Genomic DNA, 22,636 nt, shown 5'->3' on the forward strand with positions numbered 1-22,636 from the left:
CGGTTGTGAGAAATTCGGAAGCCTGTGCTTAATGATGAGGCGGCCCGTCGGCAGGCGGGAAGGTTCCTGAGGTCGTTTGAACCGGGACGTACGGCGCCAGCAGCCGCTTCCGGCGATCGCGAAGCTCGTTGAGCAATCCGGGATCGTTCTGCAACGGTTGGCCGAGGGACTGGCGAAGCGGGACCAGGCCCAGGTAGACCTGGGCCTCAAGGTCCCACCCTGGCCCCGATGGCTCGATGCGACCGATCTCTTTCGCGCGCAGGGTGCGGAGCAAGGGCTCGGTCTTCGCCGGGTCGAACGTTTCTTGTTGAACGGTCGCCAGCCAGCGATCGAGGGCCTGGGCGGCTTGGCCCGCCTCTCCGGCGACACGACTTGCATCCGGCAGCGGCACGTTCATGGAGGTTCGAAGCGGGCCAAGGCATGCGGTGATCGCCGTGGCCGCCGGATCACGTTCATGTCGGAGATCCGCCAGCGTTGAAACCAACGGGAAGTACCATGTGCCCCAGGCGGGGACCCCGGGGACTGTGGCCGCGCCGACGACCTTTGTTCCCGGGGGTCGGGAGCGGAGGTCCTGATGGCATGAGGCGCAGTCGTACTCGGAGAACTCGGGCCAGCGGCTGGGCCCGTCCGGCCCGACCCGGGCGGCTTCCTTGGCGCGGCTTTCGAGTAACTCAAGGGCGGTCCGGCTCGAGACAAGCTGACCGATCGCCCAGGTCCGCGCGGGGAAATCGCCGGCTGTGTTCCGGCCGGTCTCCACCCAGTGTGCGGGGAGGTTGGCGAGAAACGAGGAGAACTCGAAGTTGAGCCGAGGATGACCGGCCGCGATCAGGTCGTGATCCACCTCGCGGGCCGGCAGGCCATTTCGTGCCGGAACCCCGACATGGCAGGCGACGCAACGCTCGGCTCTCACGGCCAGGTCGTCGAGCCGGACCTTGCCGAACCGCTCCTCCTTATCATGTGAGGAGAGCAGGTCCCAATCGTAGGTGGTGTGCAGCGCCAGCCAGGAGCCGGACGAGCCATGGCACGACTCGCAGCCCACCCCGTCCTGCCGGATGGTCGCCGCAAGTTCCGGGTTCACGGCTGGGCCGGGCGTCGAATGGCAGGCAAGACATCGGCCGTCCTGGTGCGCGGGGAGGGTTCGCCCGCTGCCTTGTCCCAGTTTTTTTGCGATCGACCGGGATAAGTCGGAGTAGAGCGTCTGAAAGGCACCGGCGTGCCGGTCGCGAGACGCCCAGACCGTGTGTTCGTTGCGGAAGACCCGGGAACCGTAGACCGGGGTCGGACTGCCATGGCAGGCCGTCGACGAGCAACGCCCCGCTCCCCAGTTCGCTTGCGTCAGTTCGATTGGTCGAGCCGGCTCGGCGGTATGAGCGCGTCTTTCCCCTGCGGCAAATGCCAGGATGACGAGCAAGGGCAGGATCCCCTGGTCCATCCCCCCCTTCAGAGCTCGCATGCAAGGGCCTCCGTGTGTCCGTTTGGAGAGAACAAAAAAGATGACGCGCTGAGGTGTTGGTTGTCGCGAACTCTCCCGATCGATTCGGTTGGAGAGGCCACGTCGTTACGAATGGTCGAGACAATTATAGTCTGAATCGACATGGGCGAGAGAAGCGCTTAGTCCAAAGCGTCTCGGGCACGACCTCAAGGGTTCGATTACGACGATCGCTCCAGTCGAATTGTCGCGAACCGGTTTTTCACCTGCCCCTTGCGGTGAATTGCAAAACCCGTTGAGCGATTGAGAGAACCGAGTCTGAGGGGGCGGCACCCACCAGAACGATGAGTGAGCGTTGACCTTGGCCCTCTCCCCCGGGACCACGGGCGCCCCGCCCGCAATTCAATTCGAATTTAAATAAATTGATTTGATGGTATTTGAAATCAAGAGCGGGCGGGTCGCCTGCGGTCCCAGGGGGGGGACGAAGGAAGCTTCCAGGAGCGCGATCTCGGGTGGTGGCTCAGTATCTCAGATCCGGCCCGCCAGATTCACTTTTGGACGAGTTCGATAACCGGATCGAACGATTTGTGCGGTGACTTGAGACACTCGATGCAGCGGCCCACGAGTGTCAGAGTGGGGAGGTCATACTGCCCTTCGGGGCCGGAAATGAGCGGGTACAAGGTGCGGCAGGCCTCGGCGAAGCGTCCCTGTTCGTAATGCGAGAGAGCCGTTTCGTACGCGTTGCACAGCGATCCCCAGGCGGCATCGACGCTGCCGGTGTGGAGCTCATAGAGGTCGGCGGCACCGTCGATGCCGGCGACCCGGACGCGGCAAAGCTTTCGCGCGGGGAGTTGGCCCCGAAGCTTCTCGTGGGTGGACCCGGTCATCAGCACGGGAACTCCCAGGTGCTTGGTGGCGCCCTCGACCCGGCTGGCCAGGTTCACCGCGTGTCCCTGGGGCCCGTACATGAATTTGGTTCGGCTCCCGGTATTGCCGACGAGGGCGCGCCCGGTGTTGATCCCGATGCCGATCCCGAGCGGTCCGCCGATCCGCTCGCGCCAGAGGTCGTCGAGGGCCGGCAATTCGGCGAACATCGCAATCGCGGCCTTGCAGGCCAGGATCGCGTGGTCGGGCTGGTCGGCGGGCGCATTCCACATGGCGAGCATGCCGTCGCCGCTGTAGCCGACGACGACCCCTTTGAACTCGAGCACGCGGACTGTCAGACGCTCCATCACGTCGCCGGCAAGCTGGCAGGTCTCGCCTGGGGTGAGTTTCTCGGACACACGCGAAAAGCCACGGATATCGCTGAACAGGATGGTGATCTCCCGCTCGCGCCCTTCCAGCAAGCTGGGATCGCGGTCGAGCTCGCGCGACAGCTCGGTGGAGAAGAACTGCTCGAACTGGATGCGTCTTCGCGAGGCTTGCGCTTCGCTCTCGGCACGAGCGAGCCCCGCCTCGACCGCAGTGGCAAGGACCTGAACCAGTTGCGCCTCCAGTGGCCGGATAGCGAGCTTCAAGGCTCCTGGTTTCAGCAGCCGAGCGCCGTAGACGATGCCGATGACCTCGCCGTCATCATTCAAGATCGGTGCGGCCACCACGGCGCTGATCTCGAGGAGGCTGGCCGATGGTGAGTCGTCCGCCAGGTCTTGGTAGAAGGTCCGTTTGTCCTGGCAAACGCGATTGAGGACCCCACGACTGAAACCGGTCCCCGTCGTGCCGCTCGAATCCGCATCGTGGTGGGCGATGACCTCCCACTCGTTACCCCGTTTCAAGATCACGAGACCGCGGTCCAGGCCGATCAGCTCGACAACCGCCCGCGCGGTCTGCTTGTAAAACTCACCCGAGGAGACCGATGCCCGTTGGACCGAGACCACCGCCTCGAACCAGCGCGCCAGGGTGGCCGCGTCGATGCCTTCTTCCTTGGGCAACCCGGTCAGGAAGTTCGACTCGCCGGGCCGGAACGGCCTCTCGACCGTGCGCATGCTCTCGAAATAGGTCCCCTCTCCGCTCTCCGTACCCGGCTCGGCTTTGAGAAGCGTTTCGCCGATGGTGAGTCGGGTGGGGAGAGCGACTTCGCACTGGCCTCCTGGAACGATCATCTGCCCGCCGGGGAGCCAGACCGGGAATCGTTTGCTCAGGTTCTGGATCCGGAGCCGTCGGAGGGGGCCTTCCTCGATCCGGAGCTGGTCGCCTGAAACCGACGGATCGAGCAGGACTCGTCTCGGTACGTCGCGCTGAGGACCGCGGCCAAATTCGATCGGACCGCTTTCATGCGCGAACTGAGTCTGAGCGTTCTTGTAGGTCAGGGAGATCCGGAGCATGGAACGCGATTCCTCGTCGTCGAGAGACGGACTTCCTCGTCGTCCCTCTCGTCCCAATGTACTACAATGACCGCGAATTTGCCCAGGAACAGGGTTTCCGACTCAACCATGGCGACCCGGTGATGGAGCAAAACGAGGGCCGATCAGAGCGTGGGTACAAAGTCCGCCTGGACCGGAAAAAAGGGGCATGGCCCACCAGATCGCGCCTCTATGGGCAAACGATCACCCACTCACGGCAATCCACCGATCAAACGGCTTTCTTGATCGGTGAAACGTCACCGATCAAGAAAGACACAGGGTTCATCGCTCAGAGGAATCGCTCGAGGATCCGGCGACTGGAGAGGTCAAGGAGGCGGACGTCGGGAACCTGGTAACGCAGTTTTTGCGAGTCGGTAATCAAGACCCGATGAGCGGAAATTCGACGAACATCGTCCTCGGTGTCGAGGGTGAAGCGGGTTGCCCCTCGATCGGTCTCGACGTCCCAATCGGACGGCGAGATCTCGCCCGAGAGGCGGAGGATTCGCTTGATCACAGGGGTGAACTCGCGAAGCGCAAGCTCCCCCTCCAGGATCTGGCGGATGGAGGGGGAGAGGTCGTCGAGCGACTCGATGCAGAGAATCTCGCGGCCATTGGGATCGCAGAGCGAAACCCAGAGCCCCGGGTCGGTGATCGGGAAGGCACGGACCGGCTCGACCCCGACGTGACGTTTGCCATCGGCATCGATCAGAACGAGCCGGCCCCAGGCGTCCTGGCTCAGCCCGAACGGTCGGAGCGAAGGCTTCGAACTACCGGAAGCGGGAACGGTTTCCACGTTGCGACCTTGTGAGTTTAGAAAGACGTCAAGTGAAGGAGGATTCAGGGCCGATCTCCTCGGCCGGTTCTATCCCGAATCGGGCTCGACCCGTGGTCTCTTTTCGGATTCCTTCAAAACCGTGGACAACAGGCGATGCGACAGTGCCGGCTCAGAGACTCGCCTGCCCCGTGGCCAGTTCCATTTGAGCGCGGTGAAGACGTGAATATGCCCCTGGTCGCTTGATCAATTCATGGGGCGGGCCGACCTCGGCGATCCGTCCATGCTCGAGGACGACCAAGCGATCAGCGCGGCGGAGCGTGCTCAGCCGGTGGGCGATCGCGATGGTGGTGCGTCCGCGGATCAGGTTATCGAGGGCTTCCTGGATCTCGCGTTCAGTCTCGGTATCGACCGACGAGGTTGCTTCATCAAGGATCAGGATCCGTGGATCGATCAGAATCGCTCGCGCGATCGAGATGCGTTGGCGTTCGCCTCCCGAGAGGGCTTGCCCCCGTTCGCCCACGATCGAGTCATAACCATCGGGGAGCCGGAGGATGAAGTCGTGCGCTCGTGCGGCGCGGGCGGCTGCGATGATTTCGCCGCGATCGGCATTCGGGCGGCCATAGGCGATGTTCTCCGCGATCGTCCCATAGAAGAGGAACGGCTCCTGGAGCACGATGCCAATGTGCTGGCGATAATTTGAGATCGCGTAGGAGCGGATGTCCACGCCGTCGACCAGGATGGCCCCTTCGCTGACGTCGTAGAAGCGGCAGACCAGGTTCACCAGCGTGCTCTTGCCCGCGCCGCTGGCTCCGACCAGGCCGATCATCTCGCCCGGTTGGATTGAGAGGTTGATGCCTCCCAGGATAGAGCGACTGCCGTGGCGGAACGCGACCTGGCGGAGTTCGATCTCCCCCTGGATCCGGTCGAGATGAATCGGTCGCGTCGGTTCGGCGACGCTCGGCGCCCGGTCGAGGATCGCGAAGATTCGCTGTGCGCTGACCCCCGCACGTTGCGTCGACTGGACCATCCGGAGCATGGCTTCGAGTCGCGTGTAGAACCGCGCGATCAGGGTGAGGAACATCGTCAATGCCCCCACCGTGATCCGGTTCTTTTCGAAGATCATCCAGGCACCGACACCCCAGACGATGAGCAAGCCTCCTTGCGTCAGGAAGGTGGTCATTGGGCCGAAGAACGACCAGATTGTGTTCACCCGGTCGTTGACGGCCAGGACGTGGTCGTTGGTTTGGCGAAACCGGTCAACCTCCCGGCGCTCCTGGGCAAATGCCTTGACCACCCGGATCCCGGGGATCGTGTCGGCCAGGACGCTTGACATCGCCGCCCACGCCCGACTCCCCTGTTGCAGTGCCCGGAGCATCTTGAGGCGGACAAAATGGACCAGCCACATGATGATCGGAAACGGCACGAGCGCGGCGACGGCCAGCCAGGGGTCGCGATAACAAAGGAGGGCCACCGTCATCAGGATCATGATGACGTCGGTGCCGAAGTCGAGCAGGTGGATCGAGAGGAAGTTGCAGATCCGGTCGGTGTCGCTCGTCAAACGCGACATCAGGTCGCCCGTCCGCTTACCGCCAAAGTACTCGAGCGAGAGCTTTTGGAGGTGAGAATAGGTCTGGTTCCGCAAGTCGGCGGCGACCCGCTCGCTCACCCAGGCCAGGACGTAGGTCCGCGCCCACCCCAGCAGCCAGGCCGCAACGTAGGCTGCGGTCATCCACATGAGATAGAAGCTGACCAGGCCAAAACTGCCGGTCCGGCTCTTCTCAAATGGGATCAGGACGTCGTCGATCAACGGCTCGGTTAAAGCGGCAGGAACCAGGCTGGCCGCCGTACTCGCCAGCGTCAGGATAAACCCAAGAGCGATCATCCATCCACGCGGACGCGCGAATTGGGAGAGTCGGAGGAGGGCGGCGGCGGCTTTGGCGGAGGAGGGAGGGGAGCAGGCGGAGCAGGTTGCCTGGGACGAAGCGAGGACGGCCCCGCAGGATGGGCACGCGGTTTCGGAAGCCGAATCGGGCCCGTCGTGGCCGTCGCGCACCAAGGCCTCGAATCGATCGATAAATCGATGAGCGGAGGTGGTACGGCCGATTGTGTAACGCCAGTAGGCCAGGCGGCCCGTGGGATCGATTAACTCGAGCGTGCCGAGGCCCGCGCGATCGCGGGCCCGCAGCGCCTGGTCTTCTTTGATTGGCCACGATTGCCAGTGCGGTGAACCGGCGTCCTTCCCCGATTCAGGGGGCGCGGGTTCACCGTGGATCAAGCGGCGATCGGTCAGGACAAGCAGACTCGCCCCGTAGCGCAGGCGGTTATCCAGGTCGGGAGCAAACCAGGTCAGCGGTCGCTCCCCCGGCTCCAGCTGCGTCTCGAATTCCCCACCCCAGGCCCCTGGCAGCGGGCCCAAACCCTCGTTGACACCGTCCGCTTTGGGGATCACGAAACGACCTTCCTCAAGCCTGCGGCTCGACCGTCGCGAATCGACCTGGACCCGTCCCTAGGGACAGACCTTTAATTCTACTCTAGAAGTACGGACAAATCATTCTAAGGGTCGAATGGACTTTGAATAGAGCACGGATTTCGTGAGAGTTTGGGTTGCCTTCATGGTTCCGATCGCGTTGGGCAAGCATTTACGAATTCGGAAGAGCCTTCGAGTCTTGTGAGCTGGTGGGCACCGACGGACACGGCGATCAGAATTTAACAAAAATCCAACATGGAGGGGTCCACGTCCTTCGATCTTTCGATTTCCAACTTTGATATGGTGCCGAGTTGATTTTTCATGGGCCGGACGCCTACAGTAAAGCACTTCCTTTCTAGCGGGGCATGTTCTTGGTTACGTAGGTTCATGGGAAACAGTTGAGTCAATGGAATGACGCTGCCTCGTTTTGGAACGCTGGGGGTCACTTGATTCGGAACGTCCACCGCGGGGTCCTGAACACCTCGCCCGGTCTCTCTCGCTGTCCCGTGTCTTCGGTGACGGCGAAGCGCAATCGCGATGGCGCAGCCTCTGTTCGTGCGCGGGGCTGTGCTGTTCGGGGGGCCTGTCCTCCCCATGTCTCTCGCTCGGGGGGCGCTCTCCCCCCCGCAATAAAGTTCCTCAATCGAGAAACATTGAATCCCTGCTGACATCGCCCAACGCTCGGCGGAAAAACTCCGTACTGATACGGTAGTCGTGCGAATCAAGAGGCCGGTTCTTCGATGCCACGAGCTTTGAAGACGCGGGCCGGGGGATCTCAAGAGGCGTTCGCTCCTGTCTCATTTGCTTCCTTGAGAATCAGAAGCCAGGTGCAGTTTAAGAGAACAGGTACTTCCCTCGCGTGGATGGTTCGCGCCTGCGTGAGGTGTCAAGGTATCAACCGACGATCATCGCTCCTTCGGGTCGGCACAACATCAACACAGCCGCGATGCCAATTCCGTCTGGGAGGTTCGGGTTCATGGAGTTTCTGAAGGTCCTTGCCCTGCGTGGGCCGAATATGTGGGCGAATTTTCCCGTGCTCGAGGCTTGGGTGGATCTGGGGGCGCTGAAGGATTCGCCCTCCACGTCAATCCCCGGCTTCAACGACCGGCTCATGAGCTGGCTCCCGACGATGATTGAGCATCAATGTAGCGAGGGAGTGCGGGGCGGGTTCTTCCAGCGGCTTCGCGAGGGGACCTACCCGGCGCACATCCTGGAGCACGTGACGCTCGAGCTCCAGGAGCTACTCGGTATGCCGATTAAGTACGGCCGGGCTCGGGAGCTGAAAGAAGACTCGAGCATCTACAAAGTCGTCGTTCAATATCGTGTCGAAGAAGTTGGCCGTGCCTGTCTATACGCCGCGCGAGAACTCGTCCTGGCGGCGATGGCCGACCGTCCTTTCGACGTGAAGGCCGAGGTCCAGCGGCTTCGAGAGTTGGCCCACGAGGTTGCGCTCGGGCCGAGCACCGCCGCAATCGTCGACGCCGCCAAAAATCGCGGGATTCCCCATCGCAGGCTCAATTCCGGAAGTTTGATCCAGCTCGGTCAAGGAGTCAGGCAAAGGCGCATCCTGACCGCCGAGACCGACCGCACCGGCGCGATCGCCGAGTCGATCGCCCAGGACAAAGATCTGACCCGGACCCTGCTCAGCGCCGTCGGTGTTCCGGTGCCCGAGGGGAGACCGGTGACCGACGCCGACGATGCCTGGGAAGCTGCCCGGAGCATCGGACATCCGGTTGTCATCAAGCCGCGATTTGGCAACCAAGGGCGGGGCGTCGCGACCAACCTGTCGACGCGCGAGCAGGTCGTGACCGCTTACCAGAACGCCCGCGAGCAGGGTGATGAGGTGGTGGTCGAACGTTATGCACCGGGCGCTGACTACCGGGTTTTGGTGATCGACGGCAAGGTGGTCGCCGTCTCCCGCCGTGAACCGGCCCATGTCATCGGTGACGGCCAGCGGACGATTGCCCAACTTGTCGAGGAAGTGAACACCGACCCGAGGCGTTCCAACCATCACGCCACCGCGCTCAGCAAGATCGTACTCGACCCGATCGCCCTGGAGGTCTTGGGCGAGCAGGGAGTGACGCCCGACTCGGTCCCGCAAACCGGTGAGCGGATCTTGATCCGTCGCAACGCGAACCTGAGTACGGGGGGAACCGCCTCCGACGTGACTGACGAGGTTCATCCCGATGTCGTCGCACGTTCGATCGACGCGGCCCGCGTGATCGGCCTCGACATCGCTGGCGTGGATATCGTTGCCTTGGACATCAGCCGCCCGCTCGAAGAGCAGGGGGGAGTGGTTGTTGAGGTCAATGCCGGGCCTGGACTTCGGATGCATCTCGAGCCGTCGTCGGGCACCCCTCGTCCGGTCGGCGAGGCGATCGTCGATATGATGTTCCCCGACGGGGACAACGGCCGGATTCCGCTGATCGCCGTGACCGGCGTCAACGGCAAGACGACCACCACGCGGTTGATCGCGCATATCATGCGAGGCACCGGTAAGACGGTGGGAATGACCAATAGCGACGGTATCTATATTGATAACCGTCGGATCGAGGCCGGTGATTGCAGTGGCCCGCAGAGCGCCCGCGCGATCCTGCTCAATCCCAAGGTTGAGACGGCCGTGCTCGAGGCCGCCCGAGGGGGGATCCTCCGCGAGGGACTCGGCTTCGATAAGTGTGACGTCGCCGTGGTGACCAACATCGGCGAAGGGGACCACCTCGGCCTTTCCGGCATCGAGACGCTCGAGAAATTGGCCCTCGTCAAGCGCACGATCGTGGACGTCGTTCAGCCGACCGGCACCGCGGTGCTCAAGGCCGACGACCCCTGGGTGGAGCAGATGGCCCCCAAGTGCCCGGGCTCGGTGCTCTTTTTCTCCCGAGACGGCCAGCACCCTGTGATTCAGGCGAAGCGAGAGCAAGGGGGCCGAGTTGCGTTCGTCCGCGACGGGGTCGTGATCCTGGCCGAGGGAGAGAACGAGATTTCCCTCGCTCCCTTGTCGCGAATTCCGCTGACGTATGACGGCCGCGTGGCTTTCCAGGTCGAGAACGTCTTGGCCGCCGCCGGCGCCGCGTGGTCAGCCGGGGTTCCTCTCGACTTGATCCGGATGGGGCTGGCGAGCTTCACCAGCAGTGCCCAGGTGACTCCTGGTCGGTTCAACGTTCTGGAAGCCAACGGGGCGGCGGTCATCATCGACTATGGCCACAACCCGTCCGCCGTGACCGCTCTGGTCGAGGCGCTCGAGATGTTCCCGCAGCAGCGCCGGACTATCATCTTCTCGGCCGAAGGGGACCGGCGCGACGAGGACATCATTCGTCAGACCGAGATCCTCGGCGAGGCGTTCGATAGTGTTCTTCTCTACGAATATCCCGATCGTAGAGGGCGTGCCCCCGGCGAGATCCTGGCCCTCCTTCGGGAAGGCTTCGCCACGGCGACCCGGCTTTTCGACGTCATCGAGACGCCCGACGAACCGACCGCCATTGACCAGGCGCTGCGAGCGCTCAAGCCGGGCGATCTGCTGGTCATCCAGCCCAAGGAGATCGACGACGTCGTGAGCGAAGTGATCCGGTTCCTCGAAACGACCCCGCCCAAGCCCGAACGCAAGGCGGCGCACACCGCGGCCCGTGCCTTGGTTGGTCAGGCCGGCTCTTGATCGATTCGTCTCTGCCTTGATTTGTCTGCCTGATCGTACTTTTGGGGCGTGGACGCAATCCCTCGTTTGGAACTGGTCGACGTCCATGCCTTGGTCGGTGGGACTAACGGAACTCGTCCCACCGATCACTTTTTCTGCCTTTCTCTTTCGCTGCGCAAGACATTCCCCAAGCATTGAGGGCCTTTGTGTGGGCATGGCCCATCAATGGGATTTCCCTTGAGCGCGAAGGGGCCCCGCCTGGTGGGCTGTGCCCACACGACGAGAACAGAGGCGATACGTCTTTGGAATAAGAGAAGGAGCCAAAGGTGTGGGCGCAATGCCGGTTTGGAACCGGTCGACGTCCATGCCTTTGATCGGTGAGACTGGCGGAGCCCGGTCTCACCGATCACTCGTTTTCTTTTAACCGTCGTTGCCGATGGCTTCGACGGGGCATTCTTCCATGGCGGCCAAGCAGGCGGCGAGTTCCGCCGGCTCTTCAGGCTGGCGCACGACGAAGCTGTACCCCTCCGCATCGTGGCGGACGAAGTTCAGCGGAGCGGTCTCACGGCAGAGGTCGCAATCGATGCAGGTCACATCGACGTAGAAGCTACCTGCCACGTTTTCGGGGACCTTTTGGCTCTGATCGGCCATGGCTAGCGGACGGCGCCCGCCTTTTGAAAGGCAGGCGCTCGTCTCGTTCCCTTCCGTCTCGTCAGGTCTGTTCGGGTGGGATCAAACCGACTTGGCATCAATCCAGGTCATCAGGCTGCGGAGCCGCTTGCCGACCTGCTCGACCGGGTGATCGCGCTCGAGCCGACGCACCGCGTTGAAGACGGGGCGGCCGACCTTGTTCTCCATGATCCACTCGCGGGCGAACTCGCCCGACTGGATCTCTTTGAGAATCTTCTTCATCTCGACCCGGGTCTGCTCGTTGATGATGCGCGGGCCGCGGGTGTAGTCGCCGAATTCCGCCGTGTTCGAGATGCTGTAGCGCATGTAGTTGAGGCCGCCCTGATAGATCAGGTCGACGATCAGCTTCAGCTCGTGGAGGCACTCGAAGTAGGCGCTTTCCGGCTGGTAGCCGGCTTCGATCAGGGTCTCGAAGCCCATCTTGACCAGGGCGCTCACGCCACCGCAGAGGACAACCTGCTCACCGAAGAGGTCGGTTTCGGTTTCCTCGGCGAAGGTGGTCTGCAGCACTCCACCGCGGGTTCCGCCGATCCCCTTGGCATAGGCCAGGGCGAACGCCTTGCCGGCGGACGAGGTGCCTTCGCCGGTGGCGATCAGGCAGGGGACGCCGCCGCCCTTGACGAACTCGCTGCGGACGAGGTGCCCGGGTCCTTTGGGCGCCACCAGGCCGCTGTCGACCCCTTGGGGGGGGACCACCTGGCCGAAGTGGATGTTGAACCCGTGCGAGCACAACAGGAGGTTGCCGGGACGAAGGTTGGGCTTAATGTCCTGGGTGTAGATGTCACCCTGGACTTCGTCGGGCAGAAGGATGTTGACCAGGTCGCCAGCCTCGGCGGCTTCCGCGGCGGAGACCGGCTTGAAGCCGTGTTCGACCGCCAGGTCGTAGTTGGCCGATCCGGGGCGCTGTCCTACGACGACGTTGCAACCCGAGTCACGGAGATTTTGGGCCTGGGCGTGCCCTTGGCTTCCGTAGCCAATGATCGAAATCGTTTTGCCCTTCAACAGACCCAGGTCGGCGTCCTGGTCGTAAAACATCGTGGCCGGCATCGGCGGCTCCCCTTCAAGCATAAAGGAGAGTTGCTGTTGGCTCGCGGAGGATGGCTCGTCAGGTGAAAAAAAGCTTGGGGACCGGCCGCGTGAGAGGGTGACTCTCACGCGGCCGATGCCCAGGGCGTTCGTAAACGAACGAGCCACGAACCGGAAACCACCAGGAACTCATTACAAATTGGAATGTCCCAGGACGGTCGGCGTGCTCTCGTCGGCGTCAGGAGCCGCGGTCTCCTCGCAAGAGGCCGGACGGCTGCCACGGACCAAGGCAATCCGGCCGGTTCGCGCGAGTTCGCGGATCCCGTAGGGGCGGACGGCCTCGATGAACGCCTCGATCTTCTTCTCCTGGCCGGAGATTTCGATCATCAACTGCTCAGGTCCGATGTCGACGATGCGACCTCGGTAGCTGTCGACCAGCGCCTTGATCTCGGCGCGGCGGTCGGGGGTAGCGTCGATCTGGATCAAGATCAGGTCGCGCTCGACGAAGTCTTCTCGCGAGATGTCGAGGACTTTGACGACCGTGACGATCTTCTCGAGCTGTTTTCGCACCTGCTCCAGAAGGCGATCGTCTCCCATCACCACGACGGTGATCCGGGAGAGGTGGGGATCTTCGGTCTCGCCCACTGCCAGACTATCAATATTAAATCCGCGCGAGGCAAACATCCCCGAAACGTGCGCCAAGACGCCCGGCTGGTTTTGCACCAGCGCTGAGAGAACATGCCGCATTCGTCCCGTTCCTCGCACCGCGGTCCCTGAACCTGTGATCGTCGTCGTCGCCTCAGCCCCCATCGCGAATCGAACCCCCTCAGTCTCAGGCGCTCGCCCCATGCCGCGCAACACGCTGGTGCGAACCGCGGAAACAATGAATGTACTCCCCCCGTCTCGCCCTCGCAAGGGGGTCGAGATGACTCGAACACGGGGTTACCGTGGCGGAGTCGACGACCGACCGCCCCAAGCCACGCACACGAGACAGTCCAGGGCTCGTTGACGTTCGCGTTGGCGCGGCCGAGATCAACAAAAAAAACGCCGGCTAACACGAGCTTGGATCTTCTTGAAGGCGAGGGAAGCTTCTGTTGGGGAGCTCCCTGTCTTTTTGGCACGCTCACGCGCGATCACAAAAAGACAGGGAGCTTACGCTTCCCGCTCGCCTCTGCGGCGAGCGAGGCTTCTGTTATTGACCGGGGAAACCGGGGATTCCTTGATGAGGAAAGCCCCCCATGCCTGGCGGCATGCCGCCAGGGGCTGCGGTCTTGGGCTTCGGATCCTGGATCAAGGTGTCGCGGTTGAGGGACACCGCTTTGAAGCTGTCGCCCGGGGTGACGTAATACCAGCCTGCGAACCGTTCGGTCAGCTCGTTGGCCCGCTTCTGGCCATCGGCGATCTTGCGGTCGTGGTCGGCCTTCTCGCGATCGGCCTTCTCTTTGGCTTCTTTCTCCTCGGCGATCCGTTTGGGGTCGTCGGGGGCTTTTTGGAAGGGGTCCTCGGGCAGCGTCAGCGGAGCCTTCGGCTCTTCGGTTGGGGCGGGCTGAGGGATCAGGGAGGGGTCGAAGGAAACGGTGACCATGAGGTAGCGGTTCTCCGCCGCCCCTTCGGGCTGCTTCGCCTTGTCCTTCTCCGCCGCCGCTTCGTCGGCTCCCTTGGTCAGGTCCAGGCCACTGGCGAGGACGATTTCACCGTAGCGAAGCGTGTAAACCACGCCCTCGTCGGTGCTGACGATCACGTCCCCTTGGTTGGAATAGAGTCCTTTGGCCGTCGGGTAGAACCCTTTGGTCACGAGTGAGCTCAGGGCTTGCCGGGTCGTGGGCTTGACCTCGCCGTCGGTAGCCACCTTCAACTCGCGGCTGAGTCCGTCCGGCTTGGGACGGACGCCGACGATCTTGAGGTCGCTGAGCGCGGTGGTCATTGCCGTCAGCTTCTCGGCGTCGAGTTCCTTGCCGTCGGGCACCCCATCGGTGGTCCAGGGGCCGCTCGCGTCCTTGCGCTCGAGGGTCAACACGTCACCGGGGACGATCGCGCCACGTTCGGGATCGACCTTGTGGTGGTCGACGACCACTTTGCGGACCTTGCTGGCGTCGAGCTTGAGCAGGTTCGTCTCGATCCAGTCGGCGAACTTGGTCGAGAGGTCCGCCTTGACGTTGACTCCGTAGATTCGCTTCTGGCCGGGGACCCGAACGTAACGCTGGCCTGTGGCCGACTCGCCGCCGGGGGAGTCCTTTTCTTTGCGGACCTCGTTACCGATGATCAGGTCGGCAAGGACCTTTTCGGAGGCGTCGCGCAGGGTGATCCGCTTCCCTCGCCCTTTGAGGCTCGTTACCTTGGTGTCGAGAGGGTCGACCACGCCCATCTCTTCCTGGTCTTCCACCCGGTCGGAGCGGATCGTGTCCTTGTTCAGGTCCATCACGCTGGAGGCGGTCTTGGCGAGCCGGTCCTTGGCGTCGGCCGGATAGTCGTAGTGGGACGGGATTACCCACTTACCGTCCTTGAACTTGACCGCAAACTCCGACGAGGTTGCCGTCGAGGGCTCGTAGTCCACCACTTGCAGGTCGGTGCAAGCGAACGGATCCTTGAACTCGGGGAAGAAGGGCTGTCCCGCGTCGACGAACGCGATGTCCTGGGCGGATCGATCAGGGATTCTCAAGAAGGCCGCGCCTGTGAGCAATAGCGCCACGGCGACGAATATGAGGGTTTTGGTCGTCTCTTTCATTGTCTCTGCTTACCTCGGGTGAGGATCATTGATTCCGGGATGAGGAGGTGGGAAACCAACCGCCGTGTGTCGTCTCGCGAATCTCAAATTGAGGAAGGGCACAGAGGGCGGGTGGGCTGTCCCCACCCTCGCGCCAATCAAGATGACCAAGGGCACCGGCTACGGTGCGACCGCCGGCTTTGCTCAGGCGAGCCGATTCGGGTTGGCCCCCTGGTTCTCACGTCGGAGTCTCGTGGCAAACACCAGGAGACCGAGAATCAAGGGAGGGAGCGGCGGGATTGCGATCGCGACCGCACGAACCTCGTTCTGCGTCCGGCGGATCTCCTGCTCGGTGTCCCCCTTGATCTCGAGGATCTTCTTCCGCTTCTGGTCGTCGATGTTCGCCTTGTCGACGTCGAGCCGGCGGTTGGCGATCTCCTGGAGTTGGAGGACCCTGATCTCCTTGGTCCGCTCATCCATGTCCTTGCTCGAACGTACGGCTTCGACTTCCTTATCGAGTCGCTTTTGCAGTTTGTCGAGCAGTTGCTTGGCCTCGTCCTCGGCCGCCTTGGTCTCGTCCTGGCGGGTTGCGATGAACGACTTGTTCTTGGCTTCGAGGAGCGAGAGGGTCCGGTGCTCGGGACGACGCTTGCGGAGGGTGACGAACGCATCGTCGCCGGCAAGGACGTCGACGCAGTTGAGCACGAAGGTCACGTTGTCAAGCTCGAGGTTCTCGGCCCGCTGTCTGCGGAGCATGAAGAACTGCTCGGAGATCACGTCGAGGTCGGCGATCGCGATCACGTTGATCTCGGCCGCTTTCTTCTTCGCCTCCTTGGTCTTTTCTTCCGCCTTTTCCTTTTCCTTATCCGCTTCAGCCGCCGGTGTGCCCTGGACGCGGGCGGCCAGGGTGTAGGCCAGGCCGGTGGGGAAGTGGGGCCGATTCGGGTTGATCCCCGACGGACCCATGAAGCTCTGCTGCATCACCTCGCTGAACGGCAGCGTGCCGCCCGACTGATTGGTGCGGAGCAAGGGGGTGAAGTCGAGACCGGCCCCACCGCGCTGACGGAGCAGGCCGGGGAAGAGGGTGACCACTTCCTGCAAGCCGGAGCTGACCGCTTGACTGGGGTTGAACGCATCCTCAGCGCCGCTGTTCTTGCTGACGAAGACGACTTCGGGAGGTAGGTCGGCCAGGGCGGGATGCGGGTTGTACGGGTTCCAGACGATCTCGGTCGTCGGCCAGTCGATCCCGATCAACTCGAGCAAGGGACGTAGGTCCCCCTTCGGTTCGGGGGGTTGCCCACCGCCAAACGGTCCTCCCGCCGGAGCACGAGGTATCTCGGGCGAAATCTGCGGATTCTCGTAGGGCAAGGGGTCGAGGAAGAGGAGCACCGGCCCCCCTTGCCGGACGTAGGCCGTCAGGTTGTCGATCTGCTTTTGGGTCAGGGAGGAGGGCTGTGCGACCAGCAGAACGTCCAGGTCGGTGGGCAGCGAGGCGTCGGGAGAGACCGAGCTGACGTTATACTGCTTCTTGAGCTCGGTGACGATCGACCACTCGGGGCTCTGGCCCATCGAGCGGAAGTCAAAATTCCCCATCAGTTTGGCGTCGGTGTTCAAGATCCCGACATTCTTCCGGCCGCTTCGCGAGACAACGCGGAGCGAGCGGGTCAGCTCGTACTCGACGGGGAGGCCACGATCGAAGAAGGGGATGATGACTTCTTCCAAGCCCGAGTTGAACGCCACACCGAGGAAGACCTCGCTTGAGGTCTGTCGCGCTTCGTCGGCGGTCATCACCCGGCGCGGCTCGATGCCGAATCGCTTCTCGGCGTCACGGGCCTGGGGCGAATAGAGCTCGGTCTCGACCAGGTTCAGGCGGACCCTGTCTCCCCCCTTGGCGGCAAACTCTTTGAGCAAGCCGATCATGTCGGCCTTGGTCTCGACGAATTCGCGAGGGACGTCGGGGCTGTAATAGGCCTGAATGAAGACGGGCCGATCCTTGGGAATCTGCTTGAGCGCGGTCAGGGTCTCGGACGAGAGGGTGTGCAACCGGGCCGCGCTGGTGTCCGCCCGGACTCCGGCACGGGCCACCAGGACGTTCAGGCTGGCCAAGGCCATGACGACCGCGACCACCCGAGCCAGCGAATGGCCCCAGCGGCCGTTGCTCGCCTGCCCGCCGGCCCAATGCCTTCGCCCGAGCAGGACCATGTTCACATAGAGGAAGGCTGCAGCCAGCGAGAGGAAGTAGAAGAGGCCGGCCAGAGGCACGACTCCGGTGCCGAAGTCGTGGAATTGTGCGGGGACCGACAGGTCCTCGAACTGGCGGCGCAGGGCTCCACCCAGGGGCGAGCCGAGCAGACCGAGGAAGACGGGGACCGCGCAGAAGACCGCACCCAGGATGAAGGCGACCGTGACGTTGGCCGAGAGGAGCGAGCCCACCATCCCCAACGCGATCAGCATCACCCCCATCAGCCAGTAGCCGAGGTAGGTTGAGAACATGATTCCCATGTCGGGCGAGCCGAGCCACTTCAGGATCACCACCTGGGTCAGTGAGAAGGCGAGGGCGACCGTATAGATGCCGATGGCGGCGAGATACTTGCCCAGTACCACGTCGACGTCATGTGCGGGGAGCGTAAATAAAAGCTCGTCGGTCCCCAACCGCCGTTCCTCGGCCCACGTGTTCATCGTGATCGCCGGAATGAAGAACAAGAGCAGGTAGGGCATCCAGTCGTTCAAAGGTGCGAGGTTGGCCAGGTTGTTCGTGAAGAAAACCGGCTGCCAGAACGCGACCCAGGAGCTGACGAAAACGAACAAGGTAATAAAGACATAACCAGCCGGGTTGCTGAAATAGCTCAAGAAGTTCCGCTTGAAGATCGCCCGGATGACAGGCAGGCGGAACGGCGACGACCCGCGGACTCCCGGGTTCGCCCTCGGCGGGGTGGGCTTGGTTGAATTCTTATGGAGCGTGGTCACCGTATCGGTCCTGTGTGCAGAATAGGCGGAAGTATCGGAGAAGGAATCCTCGATTGCCTTAGACCGGCTGAGCGGTCAGACGATGGAATTGATCCTCGAGCGACTTGCCCTCGGCCCGCAATTCGGCCGGTTCGCCGTCGAAGACGATCTTCCCGTCGTGGATGAACAGGACGCGGTCCGCGACCGGCTCGACTTCCTGAAGGATGTGGGTCGAGACGAGCACGGTTTTCGACTTGCCCAGTTCACGAATCAAGGTTCGAACACCGCGAATTTGGTTGGGATCGAGCCCGCTGGTCGGTTCGTCCATGATGAGGACTTCGGGGTCGTGGAGCATCGCCGCCGCCATCGAGACCCGCTGGCGGTATCCTTTGGAGAGCTTGCCGACGGGTTTGTGTGCCACTGACTCGAGCGAGCACTGAGCCAGGACCGATTCGATCCGGGTCCGGAGGTAGCTCCCGGAAAGGCCTCGCGCCTGGCCAAAGAAATCGAGCAGGCTGTGTGGGGTCATGTCCGGATAGAGCGGGCCGTTTTCCGGCAGGTAGCCGATATGCTGGGCCGCCTCGATCCGATCCGCCTGGACGTCGATCCCGGCGATCCGGGCTGTCCCTCGGGTGGGGGCGACGAAGCCGGTCAGGAGGCGCATCGTGGTCGTTTTGCCCGCGCCGTTGGGGCCGAGAAACGCAACCACTTGCCCGCGAGGGATCGAGAACGTCACGTCGCGGACGGCCAGAAACGTGCCATATTGCTTGGAAAGCCCTTGGGCTTCAATCATCAAGGGAGTGGACATGCCTCAACTACCTCTTCCAACCACTCGTGGTTATTCCAGTGGAGCGACCCCGGGCGACGGAGTGTTGCGCTCGCCGCACGACGGAGACTGGGGTGGTTCACTTGCTCCACTTCCCGCTGCGGGCAGGGGGCGACATCGGCCCTCATTATGCGCGGCTTGATGGCGCGACGCAACCGGCACGACCCTTCCCACTTCTCCCGTCTCCATGTCGCCGTGCCCCTCGTCAAGTTGGCTCATTTTTTCGCGAAATGGTTGGACGAGGTTCGCGACGGCCGGTCTAATTCGTCGACCCGGAATCATTTGGTACTACGGGAATGAGTGTTCCAAGGTTCGCCAGACGCGTCCATTCTTTTTTTCTTTTCGGCAACGTGCCCGAGGACGGATCGAATGAGTCTCTCGTCCCCACTCCGTGGGGGGCTGATCGGCTGCGGTTATGTTTCGCAGCATCATCTCGAGGGTTGGAAGACCGTCCCCGGCGCTTCCATCGTGGCCCTCTGCGACCTCGATCCCGAACGTCTCGAACGCGCAGGACAGTTGATCCCGGCCAAGGCGTACCGCGATGCGGCCGACCTGTTCCGCCACGGGGATCTCGACTTTGTTGAACTTTGCACCAGGCCCGAGTCGCATCGCGAGCTTGTCGAACTGGCGGCCCGACATGGGGTTCATGTCCTCTGCCAGAAGCCTTCGGCGCTCGTCCGCTCGGATCTGCTCGCGATGATCGCGTCGTGCGCCTCGGCGTCGGTTCGCCTGATGATCCACGAGAACTGGCGGTTCCGCCCGTGGTATCGTGCGCTCAAGCGCGAACTCGAGGCCGGCACCATCGGCCGGCCGATCCGTCTTAGGCTGACGCATCGCGACACTCGCGCGTTGCGTCCCGATGGATTTCGCGATCAACCTTACTTCGCGACGATGCCTCGCCTGATCCTCCTTGAGATGGGTTGCCACCTGGTCGACACCGCGCGCTATCTGTTGGGCGAGGTCGAAACCGTGTCGGCAACCTTGGGGCGATTCGGTGCCGGCCAGGTCGGCGAAGATCTCGCGACCCTCTCTCTCGGCTATACGAGCGGAGCTCTTGGTCTGCTGGATATGACCTGGTGTGCCTCGGCCGACGTGGCCCGCTCGGAGTGGGCCCTCAACGAGACGGCCGTTGAGGGGAGCGAAGGCCTCCTGAAGCTCCAGACTGACGGCTCGCTCCTCCGGGTCGGCCTCGATGGAACGACTGATCGAAGGTCGGTTCCGTTGAAGCCGGACGACCAGGTCTACGTCGACGGCTACGCCCAGACTCAGGCCCACTTCATCGAAGGTCTGCTCCAAGGCATTTCCCACGAAACCAGCGGAACCGACAACCTAAAAACCATGGATGTTGTCTGGGCCGGCTACACCTCAGCTGAGGAGGGTCGGAAGGTCCGAATCCTTCCCCCGGCTGGCCTGACATCCTCACCGCATTGAGGCGATTGGCCAGACGTCGTCTCCCTCCTTTTCAAGGCAAAGTTAGGCTGTGCGGGTTATTCTGGCAGGAAATGGGCAAAAACGAGATTTTGTCGAGTTTTGGGATTTCTCCCGGCCCCCGACCTCGATAGGATATCTCGTGTCGGCCATGGAGCCGAATCAAAGACTGAAACGCACCCGTAGCTCAATTGGATAGAGCATCGGTCTACGGAACCGAAGGTTAGAGGTTCGAATCCTCTCGGGTGTACTGAAGCATAAACCCCTGGGAAACCAGGGGTTTTTTGTTAGCCTAAGGTGGCTGAAAACGAGTACCTTAAAATCGGCCTGTCGTTCTAACTGTTGTTCTACGGTGCGTGAACAGAGGTCACGGGGTGGCGTAGAGTGTTCAACCGGCTGATCGCCCAATGACCCATCAACGGTCGACAGCGCAATCGCCCCCCTATTCAAGGCCGTACGGTGTGCGACGCAATCCGAAGAGCCAATGAAGGAACCCCTTCATACCGTGGTTTGAGGGAGGGGAGAGACTGCGAAGAGTCGTTCCGACCCGTCGCGATGGACGATCGTGCCGTGGCCGAATTCCATCCTTGAGAAGCCGCAACCGGGCCGATGATCGCGGAGGTCGGTGATCCGCCGCCAAGCATCGGCTATGCGGTTCGTCTGTTCGATTTCACTTCGAATCGATCTGAATCGTCCCTCGACCTTCGATGGCCGCGCTCGCCTCCTCGAACGCCTGCTTCTCCGGCCGCTGTCTGCCCCCGCCGTCCTTGTATTCCCCGACGGCGTTGTCCAACGCTCGCCGGAGAGCAGGGAGGGCTGGTACTGCCGCGGCGCCCATCGAGCCGAGTGTCTCCGCAGCGAAGCGCCGGGTGTATTCGCTTGGATCTTCGAGCGCGGCCACCAGGACTTTCAGGGGGATCTCCGTGGATCCAGTGAGCCGCCACAGGGTTCGCGCCGCCATGATCCTGCCGTTGGTGTTCGGATCGGCCAGCGCCCTGGTCACGGCGGGGACGGCCGCACTCGCCGCCGGGCCGATCGTCTCCAACGCCCCAAGCGCGGCGGAGAAGTTAGTGGCGAAGAACATCGATTGTCCCTCGGGCCTGGGCTGCTCAGTCTCCCGCACGGCCTCGATCAGTGCGGGGATCACCGCGTCGGAGGCGGTGCCGATCCGGCCGAGTGCCGCTCCCGCCCGATCATTGGAGCTCGAATTGCTGCGGAAGACCTCCAGGAGTACGGCGACTGCCGCTTCGTCGTGAGTCAGGTTCCAGAATGCCTCAGCGATGGTAACGCGGGGTGAAGCCGCCATCTTCTCGGCCAATTCGAGCGAGATCTCCTGGCCGCTCTCCAGGGCGCTGTGGCGGGCGATCTCCGCGAGCGGCTTGTGAAGAAGCTCCTTCAAAGCCGGGATCGCCCCCTCAGCCGCCGCTCCCATGTGGCCGAGGACGTAGGCGGCTTTGCCCATCACCTGCCAGTTGCGATTCCCCAGCGCCTCGATCAGGACAGGGATCGCGGGCGCCGCGTTCGCCCCGTAATTGGCCAACTCATAGGCGACGCCGCAGAACCACATCTCGGTATCGTAATCGCCCAGGTCCTCTTCCTGGAGCATCCGTTGAAAGAAGGCGACGATGACCGGAACGACCCGATCGGCTGCGATACCTCGTTTCGCCAGGCGCGAAGCTGTCCAGATCCGCTCGCCCTCGTCGGGATCTTCGAGGAGTCGGAACAACGTCGGTAGGTCGGCCGGTTCGGGTTCCTGATCGTCGGGTTCGTCGCGTTCTTTGACTGCTGCCTCGGGGGATTCCCCAGGGCCGTCCAGACGAAAGTCTCTTGTGGCCTCTGCCGGACGGATGGGCTCGAAATAGAAGTCCTGATCATCCTGAAGCCATTCCTGGGCCAGACGAGGAATGAACGCCCGGGTTTGCTCTGCTGTGAATGTCGCGGCCTGCGCGGGCACGTCCGCGAAGACCTCGATTTCGTCGATGTCGGGGCCGAACAAGACGTCTTCTTGATTCACAGTCAGGAACTTGAGCACACCGAACATGTTCAAGCGGATGAGCCAGGAATCGGACGCTTTCAGGATTTCGCGGAGATCGTCCTCCGTGTGCCAACTCCGGTAGGTTGCGGCCTGGAAGAATCGCTCGGCCTCGGCCCGCTCCTCCGCGTCCTCAGGCCTCCACATCATGGCCCGGATGTCGTCACCGTCGCCCTGTCGTTCGGTCCAGACGAGGACGCTGCGATCTTCAGACCACACGGGAGGCGTGATCGATCGCCGTACCCGGTCTTTCTCCCGTTCACTCATGGGCATGGGGAATTCTCCAGAAACGGCCCTCTGTCATCGACCCACGGCATGAACGGTTCGAATCGTGAGGAAGGACCAA

13 protein-coding genes and 1 tRNA gene are annotated in these 22,636 nt (G+C 62.6%); 3 read left to right on the forward strand and 11 right to left on the reverse strand.

The window, feature by feature from the left end:
* Positions 1 to 28: 28 nt before the first annotated feature.
* The 4 genes from SINAC_RS24410 to SINAC_RS24425 all read right to left on the reverse strand — a co-directional run bounded on the left by SINAC_RS24410 (position 29) and on the right by SINAC_RS24425 (position 6,992).
* Positions 29 to 1,453 carry a multiheme c-type cytochrome gene (locus SINAC_RS24410; protein ID WP_015248235.1) on the reverse strand — a complete coding sequence of 475 codons (1,425 nt, stop codon included), beginning with the start codon at positions 1,451 to 1,453 and terminating at the stop codon, positions 29 to 31.
* A gap of 524 nt (positions 1,454 to 1,977) precedes the next feature.
* Complete coding sequence (locus tag SINAC_RS24415) at positions 1,978 to 3,750, reverse strand: adenylate/guanylate cyclase domain-containing protein (RefSeq protein WP_015248236.1); 1,773 nt, start codon at positions 3,748 to 3,750, stop codon at positions 1,978 to 1,980.
* A gap of 307 nt (positions 3,751 to 4,057) precedes the next feature.
* Positions 4,058 to 4,561: a cyanophycin metabolism-associated DUF1854 family protein gene (locus tag SINAC_RS24420; RefSeq protein ID WP_015248237.1), complete on the reverse strand. Its 504-nt coding sequence runs from the start codon at positions 4,559 to 4,561 to the stop codon at positions 4,058 to 4,060.
* A 151-nt stretch (positions 4,562 to 4,712) separates the two neighbouring features.
* Entirely contained in the window at positions 4,713 to 6,992 is a 2,280-nt protein-coding gene (locus SINAC_RS24425) for a cyanophycin metabolism-associated ABC transporter (RefSeq protein WP_015248238.1), read from the reverse strand.
* A gap of 994 nt (positions 6,993 to 7,986) precedes the next feature.
* Here SINAC_RS24425 and cphA point away from each other — a divergent pair.
* Positions 7,987 to 10,659 carry a cyanophycin synthetase gene (cphA, locus tag SINAC_RS24430; RefSeq protein WP_015248240.1) on the forward strand — a complete coding sequence of 891 codons (2,673 nt, stop codon included), beginning with the start codon at positions 7,987 to 7,989 and terminating at the stop codon, positions 10,657 to 10,659.
* Between the two features lie 399 nt (positions 10,660 to 11,058).
* Here cphA and SINAC_RS24435 read toward each other — a convergent pair whose 3' ends face one another.
* The 6 genes from SINAC_RS24435 to SINAC_RS24460 all read right to left on the reverse strand — a co-directional run bounded on the left by SINAC_RS24435 (position 11,059) and on the right by SINAC_RS24460 (position 18,812).
* A complete protein-coding gene (locus tag SINAC_RS24435; protein ID WP_015248241.1) occupies positions 11,059 to 11,289 on the reverse strand; it encodes a ferredoxin in 231 nt (76 codons plus the stop codon).
* An 81-nt stretch (positions 11,290 to 11,370) separates the two neighbouring features.
* Positions 11,371 to 12,375 carry a ketol-acid reductoisomerase gene (gene ilvC / locus SINAC_RS24440; RefSeq protein WP_015248242.1) on the reverse strand — a complete coding sequence of 335 codons (1,005 nt, stop codon included), beginning with the start codon at positions 12,373 to 12,375 and terminating at the stop codon, positions 11,371 to 11,373.
* A gap of 171 nt (positions 12,376 to 12,546) precedes the next feature.
* A complete protein-coding gene (ilvN, locus tag SINAC_RS24445; RefSeq protein ID WP_015248243.1) occupies positions 12,547 to 13,101 on the reverse strand; it encodes an acetolactate synthase small subunit in 555 nt (184 codons plus the stop codon).
* 445 nt (positions 13,102 to 13,546) lie between these two features.
* A complete protein-coding gene (locus SINAC_RS24450; RefSeq protein ID WP_015248244.1) occupies positions 13,547 to 15,079 on the reverse strand; it encodes a DUF4340 domain-containing protein in 1,533 nt (510 codons plus the stop codon).
* 183 nt (positions 15,080 to 15,262) lie between these two features.
* The gene (locus SINAC_RS24455) at positions 15,263 to 18,025 is read right to left on the reverse strand and encodes a Gldg family protein (RefSeq protein WP_015248245.1); all 2,763 of its coding nucleotides are present in this window, start codon (positions 18,023 to 18,025) and stop codon (positions 15,263 to 15,265) included.
* A 58-nt stretch (positions 18,026 to 18,083) separates the two neighbouring features.
* On the reverse strand, positions 18,084 to 18,812 hold the full coding sequence (locus tag SINAC_RS24460) for an ABC transporter ATP-binding protein (protein ID WP_015248246.1): 729 nt from the start codon (positions 18,810 to 18,812) through the stop codon (positions 18,084 to 18,086).
* A 387-nt stretch (positions 18,813 to 19,199) separates the two neighbouring features.
* Between SINAC_RS24460 and SINAC_RS24465 the strand changes: the two genes are divergently transcribed.
* Both SINAC_RS24465 and SINAC_RS24470 read left to right on the forward strand, forming a co-directional pair.
* The gene (locus tag SINAC_RS24465) at positions 19,200 to 20,261 is read left to right on the forward strand and encodes a Gfo/Idh/MocA family protein (protein ID WP_015248247.1); all 1,062 of its coding nucleotides are present in this window, start codon (positions 19,200 to 19,202) and stop codon (positions 20,259 to 20,261) included.
* Positions 20,262 to 20,434: 173 nt separating this feature from the next.
* Positions 20,435 to 20,508, forward strand: a tRNA-Arg gene (locus tag SINAC_RS24470).
* 420 nt (positions 20,509 to 20,928) lie between these two features.
* On the opposite strand, the gene SINAC_RS24475 is transcribed toward SINAC_RS24470, so the two are convergent.
* The gene (locus SINAC_RS24475) at positions 20,929 to 22,563 is read right to left on the reverse strand and encodes a HEAT repeat domain-containing protein (protein WP_015248248.1); all 1,635 of its coding nucleotides are present in this window, start codon (positions 22,561 to 22,563) and stop codon (positions 20,929 to 20,931) included.
* Positions 22,564 to 22,636: the final 73 nt, after the last annotated feature.

Origin of the sequence: Singulisphaera acidiphila DSM 18658, from assembly GCF_000242455.2 — a bacterium.
Classification (GTDB): Bacteria; Planctomycetota; Planctomycetia; order Isosphaerales; family Isosphaeraceae; genus Singulisphaera; species Singulisphaera acidiphila.

Bases quoted from the DNA above. Each gene is read 5' to 3' on its own strand.
- SINAC_RS24410 (WP_015248235.1), bottom strand. From the start codon at position 1,453: ATGCGAGCTCTGAAGGGGGGGATGGACCAGGGGATCCTGCCCTTGCTC.
- SINAC_RS24415 (WP_015248236.1), bottom strand. From the start codon at position 3,750: ATGCTCCGGATCTCCCTGACCTACAAGAACGCTCAGACTCAGTTCGCG.
- cphA (WP_015248240.1), top strand. From the start codon at position 7,987: ATGGAGTTTCTGAAGGTCCTTGCCCTGCGTGGGCCGAATATGTGGGCG.
- SINAC_RS24435 (WP_015248241.1), bottom strand. From the start codon at position 11,289: ATGGCCGATCAGAGCCAAAAGGTCCCCGAAAACGTGGCAGGTAGCTTC.
- ilvC (WP_015248242.1), bottom strand. From the start codon at position 12,375: ATGCCGGCCACGATGTTTTACGACCAGGACGCCGACCTGGGTCTGTTG.
- ilvN (WP_015248243.1), bottom strand. From the start codon at position 13,101: ATGCGGCATGTTCTCTCAGCGCTGGTGCAAAACCAGCCGGGCGTCTTG.
- SINAC_RS24450 (WP_015248244.1), bottom strand. From the start codon at position 15,079: ATGAAAGAGACGACCAAAACCCTCATATTCGTCGCCGTGGCGCTATTG.
- SINAC_RS24460 (WP_015248246.1), bottom strand. From the start codon at position 18,812: ATGTCCACTCCCTTGATGATTGAAGCCCAAGGGCTTTCCAAGCAATAT.
- SINAC_RS24465 (WP_015248247.1), top strand. From the start codon at position 19,200: ATGAGTCTCTCGTCCCCACTCCGTGGGGGGCTGATCGGCTGCGGTTAT.
- SINAC_RS24475 (WP_015248248.1), bottom strand. From the start codon at position 22,563: ATGCCCATGAGTGAACGGGAGAAAGACCGGGTACGGCGATCGATCACG.